The 14,700-nt window shown below is 58.3% G+C and carries 11 protein-coding genes; 3 read left to right on the top strand and 8 right to left on the bottom strand.

From position 1 onward, the window contains the following. The first annotated feature begins 459 nt into the window (after positions 1–459). Entirely contained in the window at positions 460–2,658 is a 2,199-nt protein-coding gene (gene katG, locus QOT07_RS16740; RefSeq protein WP_283603610.1) for a catalase/peroxidase HPI, read from the top strand. Between the two features lie 55 nt (positions 2,659–2,713). Here katG and QOT07_RS16745 read toward each other — a convergent pair whose 3' ends face one another. The 5 genes from QOT07_RS16745 to QOT07_RS16765 all read right to left on the bottom strand — a co-directional run bounded on the left by QOT07_RS16745 (position 2,714) and on the right by QOT07_RS16765 (position 9,739). Next, positions 2,714–4,339 (bottom strand): MFS transporter, encoded by a 1,626-nt coding sequence (locus QOT07_RS16745; RefSeq protein WP_283603611.1) that lies wholly within the window; start codon positions 4,337–4,339, stop codon positions 2,714–2,716. Positions 4,340–4,456: 117 nt separating this feature from the next. Beyond that, positions 4,457–5,278, bottom strand: coding sequence for an alpha/beta fold hydrolase (locus tag QOT07_RS16750; protein WP_283603612.1), 822 nt, complete (start codon positions 5,276–5,278; stop codon positions 4,457–4,459). A gap of 152 nt (positions 5,279–5,430) precedes the next feature. Beyond that, positions 5,431–6,849 (bottom strand): MFS transporter, encoded by a 1,419-nt coding sequence (locus QOT07_RS16755; RefSeq protein WP_283604381.1) that lies wholly within the window; start codon positions 6,847–6,849, stop codon positions 5,431–5,433. 193 nt (positions 6,850–7,042) lie between these two features. Next, on the bottom strand, positions 7,043–8,233 hold the full coding sequence (locus QOT07_RS16760; RefSeq protein ID WP_283603613.1) for a sugar transporter: 1,191 nt from the start codon (positions 8,231–8,233) through the stop codon (positions 7,043–7,045). 327 nt (positions 8,234–8,560) lie between these two features. Continuing rightward, positions 8,561–9,739 (bottom strand): Gfo/Idh/MocA family protein, encoded by a 1,179-nt coding sequence (locus QOT07_RS16765; protein WP_262260126.1) that lies wholly within the window; start codon positions 9,737–9,739, stop codon positions 8,561–8,563. 320 nt (positions 9,740–10,059) lie between these two features. Between QOT07_RS16765 and QOT07_RS16770 the strand changes: the two genes are divergently transcribed. Both QOT07_RS16770 and QOT07_RS16775 read left to right on the top strand, forming a co-directional pair. Beyond that, positions 10,060–11,091, top strand: coding sequence for a LacI family DNA-binding transcriptional regulator (locus tag QOT07_RS16770; protein WP_283603614.1), 1,032 nt, complete (start codon positions 10,060–10,062; stop codon positions 11,089–11,091). Positions 11,092–11,138: 47 nt separating this feature from the next. Continuing rightward, positions 11,139–11,825, top strand: a complete 687-nt coding sequence (locus tag QOT07_RS16775) for an aspartyl/asparaginyl beta-hydroxylase domain-containing protein (protein WP_283603615.1) — start codon at positions 11,139–11,141, stop codon at positions 11,823–11,825. Here QOT07_RS16775 and QOT07_RS16780 read toward each other — a convergent pair. Genes QOT07_RS16780 through livM form a run of 3 tightly spaced genes read right to left on the bottom strand, consistent with a single transcriptional unit; the run spans position 11,822 to position 14,693 of the window. Continuing rightward, positions 11,822–12,538: an ABC transporter ATP-binding protein gene (locus QOT07_RS16780; RefSeq protein WP_099063760.1), complete on the bottom strand. Its 717-nt coding sequence runs from the start codon at positions 12,536–12,538 to the stop codon at positions 11,822–11,824. The genes QOT07_RS16775 and QOT07_RS16780 overlap by 4 nt on opposite strands. After that, entirely contained in the window at positions 12,535–13,410 is an 876-nt protein-coding gene (locus tag QOT07_RS16785) for an ABC transporter ATP-binding protein (RefSeq protein WP_085117588.1), read from the bottom strand. Before QOT07_RS16785 ends, QOT07_RS16780 begins: the two co-directional genes overlap by 4 nt. Continuing rightward, positions 13,407–14,693: a high-affinity branched-chain amino acid ABC transporter permease LivM gene (livM, locus tag QOT07_RS16790; protein ID WP_085117589.1), complete on the bottom strand. Its 1,287-nt coding sequence runs from the start codon at positions 14,691–14,693 to the stop codon at positions 13,407–13,409. The genes QOT07_RS16785 and livM overlap by 4 nt, the downstream gene beginning before the upstream one ends. Positions 14,694–14,700 lie beyond the last annotated feature (7 nt).

Below are 14,700 nucleotides of genomic sequence, written 5' to 3' on the forward strand. Positions count from 1 at the left end.
ATTCAATGGCAGAATGTAAGCATCTTAGCCATTTTTTTAGGAAAATTCTAATTGATCCAACCAAAATCACACCATGTTCAATGCCCATACTCTAACAGTCATCTTCTAAGCTACTCCTTATTAATTGACGCACAATACCTTTAATAAGATTTCCATCAACAGAAATCAAAAAAAATCCTATCAATCGCCAGCAATTCAATAGCCACAGACTATTAAAACATTCAACCATTCCTATTTTATCTATCGGCTTCCACTGACTAAGCTTAGTCATGAGTGTCAGTGCGAGCCTCATCCGCGGTTGGCGAAAAACTCATATCTTATTATTGAAAATCAGTTGATTAGATAAACCATTAGCGCAACACCCGACGCGAGCATTAGCCCGCGATGTCAAGTTAACGGCTCCCCAGGTACAGGCAGACAGGGCCTGGCGAGCGAACCTACAGAAGCAGAGAGCGCATCATGACAACTGAAAGCAAATGCCCATTTTCGGGCGGCGGCAAGCCGAACACTCCACGCCGCGGCCCTTCGAATCAGGACTGGTGGCCCAACCAACTTAGCCTGAAACCGCTGCACCAGCACTCCCCCCTTTCCGACCCGATGGACTCCGATTTCGATTATGCAAAAGCCTTTAACAGCCTCGATCTGGCCGCCGTTAAACAGGATCTGCACGCCCTGATGACCGACTCACAGGACTGGTGGCCAGCAGACTTTGGCCACTATGGCGGCCTGTTTATCCGGATGGCTTGGCACAGCGCCGGTACTTATCGCATCGGCGATGGCCGTGGCGGCGCAGGTGAAGGCCAGCAACGTTTTGCCCCGCTCAACAGCTGGCCCGATAACGTCAGCCTCGATAAGGCCCGTCGTCTGCTGTGGCCAATCAAACAGAAATACGGCCGCAAAATTTCCTGGGCTGACCTGATTATCCTGACCGGTAACGTCGCGCTCGAATCCATGGGCTTTAAAACCTTCGGCTATGCCGGTGGCCGTGCCGATACCTGGGAGCCGGATGACGTCTATTGGGGATCGGAAAAAATCTGGCTGGAGCTGAGCGGCGGTCAGAACAGCCGCTATTCGGGCGATCGTGACCTGGAAGATCCGCTGGCGGCGGTTCAAATGGGCCTGATATACGTTAATCCGGAAGGCCCAGACGGCAACCCGGACCCGGTCGCTGCAGCCCGTGACATCCGTGAGACCTTCGCGCGGATGGCGATGAACGATGAAGAAACCGTGGCGCTGATCGCCGGTGGCCACACCTTCGGCAAAACCCATGGCGCAGGCCCGGCCTCACATGTTGGTGACGATCCGGAAACAGCTGGCCTCGAATTACAAGGCCTCGGTTGGCAGAGCAGTTTCGGCACCGGTAAAGGTAAAGACGCCATCACCAGCGGCCTGGAAGTAACCTGGACCACCACCCCGACCCAGTGGAACCACGACTTCTTCAAGCACCTGTTCGAATACGAGTGGGAACTGACGCAGAGCCCGGCTGGCGCTCACCAGTGGGTAGCCAAAGACGTGGGCGAGACCATTCCCGATGCGTTCGATCCGGCGAAAAAACAGCGCCCAACCATGTTAACCACCGATCTGTCGCTGCGCTTTGACCCGGCATACGAGCAGATCTCTCGTCGCTTCTATGAACATCCTGACCAGCTCGCCGACGCTTTCGCCCGCGCCTGGTACAAGCTGACCCACCGCGATATGGGGCCACGCGCCCGCTATCTCGGGCCTGAAGTGCCGGCCGAAGAGCTGATTTGGCAGGATCCGATCCCGGCCGTCGATCATCAGTTGATTAACGATCAGGATATCGCCGATCTCAAAACCCGGATCCTGGCCTCCGGCCTGCCGCTCTCGGTGCTGGTGTCCACCGCCTGGGCTTCAGCCTCCACCTTCCGCGGCTCCGACAAACGCGGCGGTGCCAACGGTGCGCGCATTCGTCTGGCACCACAGAAAGACTGGGCAATCAACCAACCGGCTCAACTGGCGCAAACGCTGGCCAAGCTGGAAGGGATCCAGCAGGCGTTCAACAATGCCCAGTCGGGCAACAAACGCGTCTCGCTGGCGGATGTGATCGTGCTGGCCGGTGCCGCAGCCGTCGAACAGGCCGCAATCAACGCCGGGCATCCGGTGAGCGTGCCCTTCGCGCCGGGCCGTATGGATGCTACGCAGGAACAAACCGACATCGACTCCTTCGAAGCGATGGAGCCGGTTGCCGATGGTTTCCGTAACTACCTGAAGCGCCAATTCAACATCCCAGCCGAAGCCTTGCTGGTCGACAAAGCGCAGCTGCTGACGCTGACGGCGCCGGAAATGACGGTGCTGGTAGGCGGGTTGCGGGTGTTAAACGCCAACGTCGGTCAGAGCCAACATGGCGTGCTGACCCAACGGCCGCAGGCACTGAGCAATGACTTCTTCGTCAATCTGCTTGATGGGGCGACGACCTGGAAAGCGGCAGACGAGGAAGGTGTGTTCGAAGGCCGCGACAGCCAAACCGGCGCGCTCAAGTGGACGGCGACCCGCGCCGATCTGATCTTCGGCTCACATTCCCAACTGCGTGCGCTGGCGGAAGTCTATGGCAGCTCAGACGCCCAGGCGAGTTTTGTCCACGACTTTGTCGCCGCCTGGAATAAGGTGATGAACCTCGATCGTTTCGACCTGGCCTAAGTCAGAACAGCAGTAACCCAACCCGCTTAAGACAACTTAGGCGGGCTTTTTATTTTTACTCTCCGGTCACTTGCCGCTCCAGGTGCCGCAGGTCAAGCGACAGGAAGTGGTGTACCACCGGTTTCTCTGGGCCAATATGGAACTGCAGCGCCTCCTGCTGCAGGTCGGCATCGGCATGCGAAACCCGCTGGTGCTGGCGCAGGTGTTCGGCCCAGGACTCCACCATAAACCACTCCATCACGCACTGCGGATCGGCGGTATGTTCGGTCAGCCCCCAGGCATAGGCGCCATCACGGCGGCGTACCCGCGAAAGCCGTTGCAGCGTGCGCAGAAACTGCGGACGATCTTCCGGTCGCACCCGGTACTCCACCTGGATCATCACCGGCCCGCGATCGTTTTCAACCGGGGTATTGAGCAAGGGCTCCGGCCAATGGTTGGACGGCTGCAGATCGGCCTCGCCCTCCGGCAGGCGAATACGGTGGAACACCAGCGAAATCACCAATAGACCCACACCGCCCGCCAATAGCGTGGCGGCCACACCAATCTGCTGGGCAATCAACCCCCACAGCAGGCTCCCGGCAGCCATCGCGCCATTAAACACCATCAGATAAATCGCCAGCCCGCGTCCGCGCACCCAGTTTGGCAACACGCCCTGCGCTGCGCCGTTCAGGGAGGTCAGCGCGATAATCCAACCGCCACCCAGAGCCAACAGCAGCAAGATCGCCAGCCACTGCGGCGGCGCCAACGACAGCAACGCCATCACCACGGCGGTGATCACCGCAGCTACCAGCACCAGGCCATCGGCGTTCAACCGCTGACGCAGCCGGGGTAATAACACCGCGCCAATTATTGCACCGGCCCCCACCGCACCCAGCAGGATGCCGTAGAAACCGGCGGTACCGCCCAGCATCTGCCGGGCAACGAGGGGCAACAACGCCCAGACCGAACTGGAGAATACAAAGAACACCGCCGCCCGCAATAGCACCACGTGCAGCTCACGGCTGGCACGGGCATAGCGAATACCGGCACGGAAAGCGCCAAAGAAATGTTCGGAAAGCCCGTTGTCCTCCACCTTCGGCCTGCGCCACCACAGCAAGGCGGCAACCACGAACACATAACTCAGTACGTCGGCACCGTAGGCCGCACCGGCACCAAAGCTCGCCAGCAGCAGCCCCCCGGCCGCCGGGCCGATAGCGCGGGCAATATTGATCCCCAATGAGTTCAGCGCCACCGCATTTCTGAGATCGGCTCGCGGCACCAGCTCCGGCACAATGGATTGCCAGGTCGGCCCCATCAGCGCCCCGCCGATGCCGCCGATAAAGGTCAGCGCCAGCAAATACTCAACGGTCAGCGCGCCGCTTTGCGACAGCAGTAATAAAGTGCCGCTGACGCTGGCCAGCAGGATCTGGACAAAAATAAGAAAGCGACGGCGGTCAAGAATGTCTGACAGCACCCCAGCAGGGATCGCCAACAGGAACACCGGCAGCGTGGCGGCGGTCTGCATCAGTGCCACCGCCGACGGGTTAGAGGACAAATCCGTCACCAGCCAGGAACTGGCGACATCACGCATAAAGCTGCCGACGTTGCCCAGTACCGTGGCCCCCCACAACACGGCGAATACCGGGATCTTCAGCGGCGCGAAACCGCCGGGTGCTGCCTTATTCTCAGCCGGTTCGGCCATCTTTTGCTCCTTTAGATCGTACAACGCCACCAGCAACAGCCAGCGAGCAGATAAAAGCGGCAGTGCGCATGGTCGGCTCCGGTTCACAGGCAAAGCCCCCCGTCCGGGGGACAGGGGTCAAGACTGGATAAACGCCAGCAGATCGGCATTAAACTGTTCAGGGTCTGTTTGCGCCAGCCCGTGCGAAGCGCCCGGATAGACTTTCAATTCAACCTGCCGAATAAGCTTAGCGGCTTTCAACGCGGATGCGGCGATCGGCACAATCTGGTCGTCGTCGCCGTGCACAATCAGCGTCGGCTTGTCGATGGCCAGCAGATCCGCGGTGTAATCGACCTCGGAAAACTCACGCACGCAGTCATACAACCCCTTCACTCCACCCTGCATGCCCATCAGCCAGAAACTGTCCGTCAGTCCGGTATTGGCCTTCACGCCGTGGCGGTTATAGCCGTAGAAAGGCACTGCCAGATCCTTGAAGAATTGGGAACGATTTTCTGCCGTTCCGCTGCGGATGCCGTCAAATGCCGACATCGGCAACCCTTCAGGATTAGCCGGACTTTGCCGCATCAACGGCGGCACCGCGCCCACCAGCACCACCTTCGCCACCCGTGCGCTGCCGTGGCGGCCAATATAGTGCGCCACTTCGCCGCCCCCGGTGGAGTGCCCCACCAGGATCAGATCCCGCAGATCCAGCGCTTCAATCAACTCCGCCAAATCGTCCGCATAGCGGTCCATGGTATTGCCGTCCCAGGTCTGGTCGGAGCGGCCATGACTGCGGCGATCGTGCGCGATAACGCGGTAACCGCTTTGGCCGAAGAACAGCATTTGATTATCCCAGGCATCCGCGGATAGCGGCCAACCGTGAGAAAACAGAATCGGCTGCCCACGCCCCCAATCTTTATAGAAAATGCGCGTGCCATCTTTGGTGGTCAGAGTGCTCATAGGTTATCTCCCGGAGGTAATAGGGGTAGGTCTTCCGGGTTAACAGTAAGGCAGGAGGGGAAACGGTGATAACGGAATTATTTTCGGATGATCGCGAGTTTTTTTGCTGAAGATCCCGGCCTGGCTTCAGGGCACAACGCCGGGTGCTTGCGTCAGATATTTTCCAGGTCAATACCACGGGTTTTGGGGCCAAACACCCCGATCACCACCATCACAATCAGCATGCTGGCAACGATAAATGCAATCACCCCCACCGAGCCGCCGTATTGCAGGATCATGCCAATAATCAAGCTGCTGAATACCGTCGACAGTCGGCTGAACGAATAACAGAATCCGACCGCGCGGGCACGGATGTAAGTCGGGAACACTTCTGACTGGTAGGAATGGTAACTGTAGGTCAGCCAGGCATTGGACCAGGTGATGAAGAACCCGCACAGAATCAGCCACAGGGGATTATTCTGCATGGCAAACAATGAGCCGAAAATCACCGTGACCAGACAGGAAAGGACGATCTGCCATTTGTTTTCCATCTTGTCGGCATAGCGACTACACAGCAGCGACCCCAACGGATAAGCCAGGGTAATAAAGAAGGCGTACAGCAGGCTGTGGGTGACCGAAGCGCCCTTTCCAGCCAGCAAGGCCGGTAACCAGTTGCCGAAACCAAAGAAACCGATCGCCTGGAAGAAATTCATCACTACCAGCATCAGGGTACGGCCCCGGTAACGCGGCGACCAGATATCTTTAAAGCTGCCCTGCGTTGGTGCTTCGCTCTGTAGCCCGGCGTCGCGCAGCGGGAACTCCGTGCTGTGAGTGACACCGCAGCGGCGTTCCATTGCCAGCATCACCTGCCGGACCTCCGGATAACGTCGCTGTTGTGCCAGCCAACGCGGGGATTCCGGCAAGCCTTTACGCACCAACCAAATCACCAGTGAAGCCACGGCACCGGCGATCACCACATAACGCCAGCCACTCAGGCCCAAAATGGTCTGCGGCACCAGCCACCACGACATCAGCGCCACCGTCGGCACGGAAAGAAACTGAATGAAAAAGGAAAAGGCGAAAGCCCGGGTACGGAGATGCGCAGGCACCCACTCGGTCAGATAGGTATCAATGGTTACCAACTCAATCCCCAGCCCAACGCCGACCAGAAAACGCAGGAAGATCACCCACTCTGCCTGATGCTGAAAAGCCAGGCACAGCGAAAACACGCCATACCAGGCCAGAGCAAACATAAAGGTGGTGCGGCGGCCAAAACGATCGGCATAAGGGCTAAGCAGACTGGCACCGATAAACAGGCCAAGGAAAGTTGCGGAGGCAAACGCCGCCTGGTCAGAGACGCCGAACACGCCTTGCGCCCCGGTATGGAATATCCCCTCGGCGATTAAACCGGTGCTGATATAACCGGTCTGAAACAGGTCATAAAGCTCAAAAAAACCGCCCAACGCCAGCAAAGCGATAAACCGCCACAGACCGGCAGAGGTGGGCAGTGCGTCAATTCTTGCCGACAAATCCCGTTCATGGATCGGTGACCGGGCCACCGCCTCGCTTCCTGCAACCAAAGAATCACTCACCATTAACCCCGCCATAACATAATCAATAATTTTCTATGCTATAGGCTCGGTGTCGGAGTTAAATATTTAATTAGCAGGCTACGAAAAATAATTAAGCATAAAAAACTGCAGCAATCTGTTTTGCTGAGAGAAAATTTAGCCTGTGGGCCGGTGCCTGATAGCAAGCCGCGGCTTGCTATCAGGACGAAGGGAGTTAGCGGCTGTGGTGCTGTTGCAGGCGTTCGCTGCGGTAAAAATTCAGCAGGCACCAGCCAAGGGCGATCAACGCCAGCGGGGCGCCGACAAAGCCGATGTTACCCATGCCCAGATACTGGCTGACCTGATTGCCCAGCAGTGCACCAGCGCCGATGCCGAAGTTGTACAACCCGGAATAGATCGACATCGCCACGTCGGTCGCGTCCGGCGCCAGATTCAATACCTTGGCCTGCATCGACAAGCCAATCGCCATGATCGCCATGCCCCATACCGCAAACAACACCGTCAGGTGATTTTCATCGCCGGAGGCCGGTAACAGCAGCAGCAGACTCAGCATCAATAAGGCGATAGCGCCGATGAAAAAGCCCGACGGGAAACGTTCGCTGAAGCGACTGAACAACAGGCTGCCGATGATACCGGCGGCACCAAACAGCAACAGCATCAGGGTGGTGAAGTTTTCCGACAGCCCGGCCACGGTCTGAATAAAGGGTTCGATATAGCTGTAGGCGGTGAAATTGGCCGTCACCACAATAATGGTCAGCATATACAGGCTGACCAGCGCCGGGCGCTTGAACAGCATAGGCACGCTGGCCAGCGAACCGGAATGTTCGCTTTTCAGCACCGGCAACAAGCGCCACAGCAGCACCAGCGCCAGCGTAGCGCAAACGGCGATGCCGATAAAGGTCATGCGCCAACCGAGGATTTGGCCCACGATACGGCCCAGCGGCAAGCCGAGCACCATCGCCAACGCGGTTCCCCCCGCCAGCAGGCTCAACGCCTGCGCCTTCTTGCCTGCCGGGGCGACCCGGATCGCCAGCGAGGCGGTGATCGACCAGAATACCGCATGGGCCAGCGCCACACCGGCACGCGAGATAACCAGCGTGGTGAAGTTCCACGCCACGGCGGTCAGCACATGGCTGGCGATAAACAGGATAAATACCCCGATCAGCAGTTTTCGCCGCTCAATCCGGCTGGTCAGCAGCATGCACACCAGCGAACTGGCGGCGACGATCCAGGCATAAATGGTGATGATCAACCCCACCTGCTCGGTCTGCATCGAGAAGCTTTGGGCAATATCACTCAGCAATCCCACCGGAATAAACTCGGTGGTATTGAAGATAAAGGCCGACACGGCAAGAATGACCACGCGCAACCAGGCGGTTGAGCGAGAGACCTGGGTTTTTTCCATGTTAAACGGGATCCGGGCAGGTGCAGGAAGTAGCGATATTTTAACCAATCGGTGTGGTAAATGCGATATGCGTCACACTTTTATTGGGCTGTTTTTTTCGACAGTCTTTTGCCGTTTAATGGCCTGTCCCCTGACAGGCCATCGATGCAAGCGGATGCCGTTTACTGACTGATACAGCGCTGTAATGCCTCAACCGAAGTATTGATACCGAAACAGACGCCCTCTCTCCGGTTCACCCAACCGATCCAGCATGGCTTCAAACGGCAGATGGCCCAAACTGTCGGTACAGAAGGAAAGCTTCATGTCATATCTCCGCAAACAAAAAGATTATTCAAAGGCCACCCAGCGCGCACCCTGATCGGCTGAACGCACGCAGTTTTCAATCCAGCGCACCCCGTCGATCCCGGCATCGATGTCCGGATACACCAGCTGCGCCAACGCCTGTCGATCGCCCCGATTAGTGGCATCAATAGCCAGGGCGAATTTCAGGTAGATGTTGGCCCAGGACTCGGTCAGCCCCTCGGTATGCAGCGCCCCCAGCCGCTCCCAGGCGTTGCAGGTTTCGTCCAGATAGGGCATGCCGCGATACAGCGTCTGATTGGGTTGCCCCTGTACCTCGTAACGCAGCTCGCTGGGGTTGATATCGCTCCATTCCAGGCTGGCTTTCGAGCCGACTATGCGGATGCGCTGGCTGCTCATGGCGCCGGCATTGACCGACGAGGCCCACATCCGCCCTACCGCGCCGTTGGCATAGCGCATCATCACCAATGCGTTGTCTTCCAGCGGGGCACGCGAGGGAATAAAGCTCTGCCGATCGCACAACAGTTCGCTGATTTGCATCTGCGGCATCACCAGTTGCGACAGGTAATAGGTGTGGGTGGAGATATCACCCAGCACAAAGCTGGGCCCGGAAATCTTGGGGTCAATGCGCCATTTCTGCGCTTCGCTAAGGCGATCGACTTCGTCGGTGGCATTAAAACCGTGGGTATATTGCAGATCCACCATGCGCACTTCACCGATCTGCCCGTTGGCGATCATCGCGCGCATCTGCAACAGCAACGGATGGCCGGAGAAACCGTAGGTCACGCCGACAATGCGGTTTTTTTCCGCCGCCAGCGCCTTGATTTCATAAGCTTCCTGGCTGGAAAAAAACAGCGGTTTCTCGCAAATCACGTGCAGCCCAGCCAGCAGCGCCGCGCGGGTAATTTCGTAATGGGTGCCGTTCGGCGTGGCGATGGACACCACTTCAATGCCGTCCTCTCGCTGAGCCTCTTGAGCAAACAGCGTGCGGTAATCCGCATAGCAACGCTCGGCATCGACCCCCAGATTGACGCCGAACTCGCGGCCACGCTCCGGGACAATATCAAACGCCCCGGCCACCAGCGCAAAAGCAGTGTTATCCCGCAATGCGCCGCAGCGGTGCTTATAACCCACCTGCCCCAGGCGCCCGCCGCCGACCATCGCCCAACGCAGAGGACGTGCCGTTTTTCTTTCACCATTCAACATAGTTGCTCCCGAAGCCTAAGATTACGCTACTTTCGCCGTATTGCACCCGGGTGCAAATTTTAAATGCACCCGGGTGCAAAATTGGGTGGCAACTTGACTGCGAAACAAATGCCACTTGCGATGGACTATTGGAGATGGTCAAAAATAAGTCAAATACGCCATGATAAATCTGCTGCTCAGGATCACAATTTGCCGATAAAAGGATCGGTGGAGTTGCCCTGTTTATTCCGTGGATCCCACCGCAGGTGGCAGCAACTCCCGCATCCGACTAGGCTGTGCTAATCTGTTGAACCCATACCGTTTTTTCATCACGAGCAAAGATGATGGCGAAGAAACCCGGCGCTCCCCCCGCGCCCCCTGCACGCAAGGCGACGGCCAGTGATGTAGCTGCCCGCGCCGGCGTGTCTAAATGGACGGTATCGCGTGCTTTTACCGATGGCGCGTCGATCTCGCCCCATGCACTGCTGCGCGTTCAGACCGCAGCGCGTGAATTGGGTTACCGCCCTAATCTGCTGGCGCGCAGCCTGTCGAAAAAGAGCACCCGCATCATCGGACTGGTGGCGGACGAACTGAAAAACCCGCATATTTTTACGCTGCTGGACGAGGTCACCCGGCAGTTGCAAAGCCGGGGTTATATGGCCCTGCTGCTGAATATCACCTCGGAAAACGACTATGAATCGGTGCTGACGCTGGCCGATCAAATGCAGGTGGATGGTCTGCTGTTTCTCGGTACCCTGCTTAACGATCGGCTGATTACGCTGGCGCAGGATATTCATCATATTCCGCTGGTGGTGCTGTATCGCTATAGCGACAGCCCCTATATCCAGGTGTTAGCCACCAACGGCTATCAGGCCGGGCGTGAAATTGGCGAACTGTTGCTGACACAGGACTATCAGCGCATGGGCTATCTGGCGGGCCCGGTGAGTGAATCCACCCGGTTACGCCGTCTCGACGGCTTCCGCGCCGCACTGGCGGAAAAACAACGCGACGTCAGCGTGCTGCTGCAGGCCCCGCACTATCAACGCCTTTGCGGCATGGAGGCTTTCTCGGCCTACCTGGCCGCCACCCCGGCGGAACAACGGGTTGAAGCGATTTTTTGTGAAAACGATATTCTGGCGGTAGGCGTTATCGACGCCATTCGCGCCACGCCGGGCTGTGCGCCGATTGCGGTGGTGGGATTTGATGACATTGAACTGGCCGCCTCCCCCAGTTACCAGTTGACCACCTATCGCCAGCCGATGCAGTCGCTGATAGCCGATGGTATTCATTGCCTGACGCAGGCTTTTGAGCCGGGTGGTCAGCGCTTGTATAACGGTGAATTAATCGTCCGACAGTCGCATATTAAACAATAATGATATCAACAGACGGCGAGAACTCGGGTCAGGCTTATTGAGGTCATATGTCAGCTCTCTATGATTGGTCGGTATTGGCATTACGCCGCATTTACGATCGCCGCATCAGCGGTGCGCCGGTGCTCGACAGCGCGCGTCTGTTCCCCGACGCGCAGCGTTTTACCGCCCAGTGGCCGCAGATCCGTGACGAGGCACTGACCCTGGCACAGGATCTGGGTAATATCCCGCGATTTCACGAGATCATGAGCGAACAGGCGTCGATCTCCGCCAACGACGCCCGTGACTGGCGCATGTTTATTATGCAGGCTTATGGTCAGCCAATACCCCGCAATCTCGCCCGCTGCCCGTTATTAGCCAGCCTGATCGCTTCTTCCCCAGATGTGCTTTCAGCCTCATTGTCCTTCCTGGCGCCCGGCAAGCAGGTGCCCGCTCACCGTGGCCCGTTCCGGGGCATTCTGCGCGGTTATCTGGTGCTGGCGATGCCCAAACGCGCCGACGGCCTGCCCGCCGCCGTGTTGAAAGTCGACGGGCAAGAATACCGGCTCAATGAGGGGGAATTTATGCTGTGGGACGATACCTTCGAACATGAGGTGTGGAACGACAGCGACCAGGTGCGCACCGTGCTGCTGTTGGATATCCGCCGCCGCGATTTACCCACCGGGCTGCGGATGTTATCCAACGGCATCGTTGCACTGGTACGGCTGAACGTGCGCTGGATCCAGCGCCAGTTCTAGGCACCGCCCAGATAGGCTTTCCTCACCTCCTGATCGTTCAACAGCTCCGCACCGCTGCCGGTCAGGCGGATTTGGCCGTTGACCATCACATAGCCGCGATCGGACAGTTTGAGCGCGTGGTTGGCATTCTGCTCCACCAGAAACAACGTCATGCCGCCACGGGTCAGCTCCCGCAAAATGCTGAAAATCTGTTTGACGATGATCGGCGCCAGCCCCAGGCTCGGCTCGTCCAGCAACAGCAGCTTGGGCCGGCTCATCAGCGCCCGAGCAATCGCCAGCATCTGCTGTTCACCCCCGGACATAGTCATCGCCCGCTGGTTACGCCGCTCCTTCAGGCGTGGGAACAGCTCAAACATGCGCAATAAATCCTCATCCACGTAGCGATTACCGATGGTAATGGTGCCCATCAGCAGGTTTTCCTCCACGCTCATGTCCGGGAAAATGCGCCGCCCTTCTGGTGCCTGGGCGATGCCGCTGCTGGCAACATAATGGGTGGAACGCTGGCTGATGTCCTCGCCGCGAAACAGGATCTGCCCACCGCTGATACGCGGCTGGCCGAAGATCGACATCAGCAGCGTCGACTTGCCCGCCCCGTTGGCACCAATCAGCGCCACCGTCTCCCCTTCATTTACCTGTAGCGAAACCTGCTGCAACGCCTGGATCGGGCCGTAAAACACGTCTACGTTGCGAAACTCCAACATCACATTGCTCATCCCGCCAGCTCCTCTTCATCCGCGCCAAGGTAAGCGGCGATAACCGTATCGTTATGCTGAATTTCTTTCGGTGTGCCTTCGGCAATCACATCGCCGTGATCGAGCACAATCACCCGATCGGAGATCTCCATCACCATGCCCATATCGTGTTCGATCAACAACACCGTGATACCGTGATGCTGACGCAGAAAACGGATAATGCGGCTCAGCGTTGCCGTCTCCACCGGGTTCAGCCCGGCGGCGGGTTCGTCGAGGCAGATCATCTCCGGCGTGGTGCACATCGCCCGGGCGATCTCCAGCCGCCGCTGCTGGCCGTAGGACATCTCCCCCGCCAACCGGTTGGCGCAATCCACCAGCTCCACCACTTCCAGCCAGTAAAAGGCGCGATCCAGTGCCTGGCTTTCCGCCCGGCGGTAGGCCGGGGTATTGAGCACGCCGGCGATCAGGTTGCGGTTGCTCAGCATGTGCTGCGCCACCAGCAGGTTCTCCACCACCGACATTTCGCGGAACAAACGGATGTTCTGGAAGGTGCGCGCCAGTCCGGCACGGTTGACCAGGTGGGTGCCGCCAAACATTTTGTAGTAAACACGCGAGCCCAGCCGTTTCGGGTTAACCCAGTCACCGGCGTGGAATTTCTGCCCCAGCACCTGGATCACGTCGGTCGGCCGCTTGTGGGTATTGAGCAGGATCGCGCCGCCGGTAGCACGATAAAAACCGGTCAGGCAGTTGAATACCGTGGTTTTACCGGCACCGTTGGGGCCGATCAGCGCGGTGATGGAACCGCGTTCCACCGCCAGATTGACGTCGTTCAGCGCCTTGATACCGCCAAAATGCATCATCAGATGCTCAACCTGCAGGATAGCGTCGCTCATGGCTCTACCCCCTTGCGGGTCGCAAAGCTGGTTCGACTGATGCGCACCAGGCCGCGCGGCCGCCAGATCATCATCGCCACCATCAGCACGCCGAACAACAGCACGCGGTACTCGGCGAAGCTGCGCAACAGCTCCGGGGCCACCGTGAGTACAAACGCCGCCAGCACCACGCCGATGGTCGAGCCCATGCCGCCCAGTACCACTATCGCCAGGATCAGCGCCGACTCAAAGAAGGTGAACGAGGTGGGGTTAACAAAACCCTGATAAGTGGCGAAAAACACCCCGGCCAGCCCGGCGGTGGACGCGCCCATCATAAAGGCCGACAGCTTCACCAGAACGTGGTTCAGCCCGAGTGAGCGACAGGCGATTTCATCCTCGCGCAAGGCCTCCCAGGCGCGGCCGATTGGCATGCGCGTCAGCCGGTGTTTGATGTACAACACCAGCAGCACCACCAGGAACAGCACCGCATAGATAAAGATAAACTTCAGGTTGGGGTTGTAGGCGATACCGAGAAACTCGTGGATCGGCACCCCGCCGTCCTTGGCCCGTCGGCCAAACTCCAGGCCAAAAATTGTCGGCGCAGGCACCGAGACCCCGTTGGGACCGCCGGTCAGTGACATCCAGTTGTTCAGCACCAGGCGGATAATCTCGCCGAACCCCAGCGTGACGATCGCCAGATAGTCGCCGTGCATGCGTAACACCGGGAACCCCAGCAGCGCACCGGCCAGCGCCGCCATCAACGCCCCCAGCGGCAGCATCGCCCAGAACCCCAGCCCGAGATACTGATAACCCAGCGCCAGGCCATAAGCGCCAATGGCGTAGAACGCCACGTAACCCAGATCAAGCAACCCGGCCAGCCCGACAACAATGTTCAGCCCCAGCCCAAGCAACACGTAAATCAGCCCCAGTATCGCTACCGTCAGCAGATATTTGGTGGCTACAAACGGGAACAGCAGCGCGATCACCGCCATTAACGGAATAATCCAACGTAGACTGGTTTTGGCCCCTATCGGCCGGACATACACCCCGTCATTGCCGCCGTCAAAACGCGTCAACAACTTGCGCCCCGGCGCGGTTTGCAGGAACAGGCTCAGCAACAGCCGCCCGGCCATCACCGCGGCGATAATCCACGCCAGGCGGCGCGGTTCAAAGTTAAAACTGTATCCGTTGAGGACGATACCGACGATCGGCCCGAACACGATCAGGGCGATCAGCCCGGCCAGCACCGCATCCAGCAGGCTGCGTTTAACGTTCAGCCCTGGGTGAGCTACAGATTGCGACATAGTTTTC

Source organism: Serratia proteamaculans (assembly GCF_949794035.1).
Taxonomy (GTDB): domain Bacteria; phylum Pseudomonadota; class Gammaproteobacteria; order Enterobacterales; family Enterobacteriaceae; genus Serratia; species Serratia proteamaculans.

What these genes read in the sequence shown, in the direction of transcription:
- katG (WP_283603610.1), top strand. Translation starts at nt 460, where the DNA reads ATGACAACTGAAAGCAAATGCCCATTTTCGGGCGGCGGCAAGCCGAAC.
- QOT07_RS16745 (WP_283603611.1), bottom strand. Translation starts at nt 4,339, where the DNA reads ATGGCCGAACCGGCTGAGAATAAGGCAGCACCCGGCGGTTTCGCGCCG.
- QOT07_RS16775 (WP_283603615.1), top strand. Translation starts at nt 11,139, where the DNA reads ATGTCAGCTCTCTATGATTGGTCGGTATTGGCATTACGCCGCATTTAC.
- QOT07_RS16760 (WP_283603613.1), bottom strand. Translation starts at nt 8,233, where the DNA reads ATGGAAAAAACCCAGGTCTCTCGCTCAACCGCCTGGTTGCGCGTGGTC.
- QOT07_RS16750 (WP_283603612.1), bottom strand. Translation starts at nt 5,278, where the DNA reads ATGAGCACTCTGACCACCAAAGATGGCACGCGCATTTTCTATAAAGAT.
- QOT07_RS16770 (WP_283603614.1), top strand. Translation starts at nt 10,060, where the DNA reads ATGATGGCGAAGAAACCCGGCGCTCCCCCCGCGCCCCCTGCACGCAAG.
- QOT07_RS16780 (WP_099063760.1), bottom strand. Translation starts at nt 12,538, where the DNA reads ATGAGCAATGTGATGTTGGAGTTTCGCAACGTAGACGTGTTTTACGGC.
- QOT07_RS16765 (WP_262260126.1), bottom strand. Translation starts at nt 9,739, where the DNA reads ATGTTGAATGGTGAAAGAAAAACGGCACGTCCTCTGCGTTGGGCGATG.
- livM (WP_085117589.1), bottom strand. Translation starts at nt 14,693, where the DNA reads ATGTCGCAATCTGTAGCTCACCCAGGGCTGAACGTTAAACGCAGCCTG.
- QOT07_RS16785 (WP_085117588.1), bottom strand. Translation starts at nt 13,410, where the DNA reads ATGAGCGACGCTATCCTGCAGGTTGAGCATCTGATGATGCATTTTGGC.